This window comes from Cryobacterium sp. N21 (assembly GCF_002929575.1).
Taxonomy (GTDB): domain Bacteria; phylum Actinomycetota; class Actinomycetes; order Actinomycetales; family Microbacteriaceae; genus Cryobacterium; species Cryobacterium flavum.
Window position 1 is genome coordinate 1 of the sequence record NZ_PJJQ01000006.1, and the last position, 2,683, is coordinate 2,683.

The 2,683-nt window shown below is 66.1% G+C and carries 1 protein-coding gene; it reads left to right on the top strand.

Annotated elements, in window-relative coordinates:
* On the top strand, window positions 1–2,309 hold a 2,309-nt coding region (katG, locus tag CXY77_RS00035; protein WP_233197125.1), incomplete at its 5' end, for a catalase/peroxidase HPI.
* Window positions 2,310–2,683 lie beyond the last annotated feature (374 nt).

A 2,683-nucleotide genomic window follows, 5' to 3' on the forward strand; every position in this document is an offset into this window, starting at 1 on the left:
GCACTGACGACCAGACCAACACATGCAGTTTCCACATGAGCGGTGCGCTGCCAGCAGGTGGCGACCACCTCGGTGGCACCTTCGGTCAGTCGCCGACCCTGGACAGTTGGTACCCGCAGCGTCTCCGGGTTGAGCTTCTCCACCGGAACGGCGTAGACGCCGACCCGCTCGGCGCGGACTTCGACTACGCGGCGGCTTTCGCCACGATCGACTTCACGACGCTCAAGTCGGACATCAAGCGACTGCTCACCACATCGGTCGACTGGTGGCCGGCGGACTACGGCAACTACGGTCCACAGATGATCCGAATGGCGTGGCATGCCGCCGGCACGTACCGAATTGCCGACGGCCGTGGCGGAGCGGGCACCGCGATGCAGCGGTTCGCACCAATTGGAAGCTGGTGGGACAACGGCAACACCGACAAATCACGACGACTCCTACAGCCGATCAAGCACCAGTACGGCAACGCTCTGTCGTGGGCCGACCTGATGGTCTTGACCGGCAACTGCTCCCTCGAGTTGATGGGCCTGCCGACGTACGGCTTCGGTGGTGGACGACTCGATGCGTGGGAACCGGACGACGGCACCTGGTGGGGCCCGGAGGTCTGGAACCCGCACGCGGTCGCGAGCCCTGACGAGATGGTGAGCCGCGACGAACGCTGGCATGGTCAGAACGGCGACGCGGGCTACGACTTGCAGAGCCCCCTGGCCGCGTCGCACCAGGCGCTCATCTACGTCAACCCTGAGGGGCCCTATTCGAACGGCGACCCGCTGGGCTCAGCACGCGACATTCGCATCACGTTCACGCGGATGGCGATGAACGACGAGGAAACGGTGGCATTGATCGCCGGTGGCCACGCGTTCGGTAAGAGCCACGGCCAGGTACCCGCATCCGACATCGGACCATCACCCGAGAAAGCCCCGATCGAGTCGATGGGGCTCGGTTGGTACAACCCGGTGGGTACCGGCAGTGCCGAGCACACTTCGACCAACGGCATCGAGGGCAGCTGGACTCCGAACCCGACACAGTGGGACAACACCTACCTCGAGAACCTGTTCGCGTACGACTACGAGCAGACGAAAAGCCCGGCCGGCGCGCTGCAGTGGACGCCGACTGACTCGGAGGCGCCGAAGACTCCGGACGCCCACGTACCCGGTCAGATGAACCCGCTCATGATGATGACCTCGGACATCGCACTCAAGGTCGACCCGGAGTATCGGGCCATATGCGAGCGTTTCCTGGCCGACTTCGATCTGTTCACCCTCGCGTTCTCGAAGGCCTGGTACAAACTCACGCACCGCGACATGGGGCCGAAGCACCGGTACCTCGGCCCGGAGGTCACCATCGCCGACGACCTGCTCTGGCAGGACCCGCTCCCGGACGCAGCAGGATCCTCACTCGACGAGGCCGACGTGGCAGCGCTCAAGGAAGCCGTCTTCGCGACCGGGCTGTCCGTGTCCGACCTCGTCTACACGGCGTTCTCCGCCGCCTCGACCTACCGCGACAGCGACAAGCGCGGAGGGGCGAACGGTGCCCGCCTGGCCTTGTCGCCGCAGAAAGACTGGGCGGTCAACCGACGCACCGTCCCAGTCATCGACGCGCTGCGGAACGTGCAGGCGGCTTTCACGGCGACGTCGGGCGGACGGAAGGTATCTCTCGCCGACCTCATCGTCCTCGCCGGCAGCGCCGCCGTGGAGCAGGCGGCACGGGCGGCAGGATCTGACGCCAGCGTGCCGTTTACGCCAGGCCGTGTCGACACGACGCAGGAGTTGACCGACATCGAGATGTTCGAGTGGCTGCGACCCATTGCGGACGGGTTCCGCAACTTCGTGTCCGAGCGCTTCGAAGAGTTTGCTCCGGGCGTCGCGCCCGAAGCGGCATTCCTCGACAAGGCGAACCTGTTCACTTTCACCGCACCGGAGTGGACCGTCCTGCACGCCGGGCTCCGCGTGCTCGGCAGCAACTGGGACGGGTCCGACGTGGGTGTGCTCACGGATCACGTCGGAGCCCTGACGACCGACTTCCTCGTGAATCTGACCGACACCGACCTCATCTGGACGAAGGACGACGAGACCGCGATGACCTTCACTGGTCGGGTTCAGGCGACCGGCGAGGCTCGCTGGAGGGCCTCCCGGAATGACCTGGTATTCGGCTCGAACGCGCAACTGCGGTCGATCGCCGACGCCTACGCGGGCAGCGACGGGCAAGAGCGGTTCGTCCGCGAATTCATCCGCGTCTGGTCGAAGGTCATGATGCTCGACCGCTACGACGTCAAGGGCCACAAGCGTTACGGGGCGATGGCCGCCTGACCCCGGAGGTCGCGTCCCGGCGAGCTGACGGCGTGGAGGCACGGCGCGGTCACGCGCTGAGCCTCCAAGCCGTCGAGGCCTTGACCGAACGACGCTTGAGGCCGCGAGCCGAACGTTGCACGGATTGATCAGGCTGGGGACGGCCAAGGAACCTCCGCGGGCAGCACGTGGTCGACCACACTCGCACCTCGACGGCCTGCGAGGGTGGCCGGGCTGCTATGCCCTGGAAGCCGGTGCCCCCACTCGTAGAGACGCCGGCCGGATTTGCTTTGGCCTCGGGTCACGAGAGGGTGCCGCTGGTGTTCTCTGTGGCGGCTCGTAAGGCCTGAGCCTTCCGGGGTCATGTCCCGCTGAGGAATGCGCGTGACCGGTAG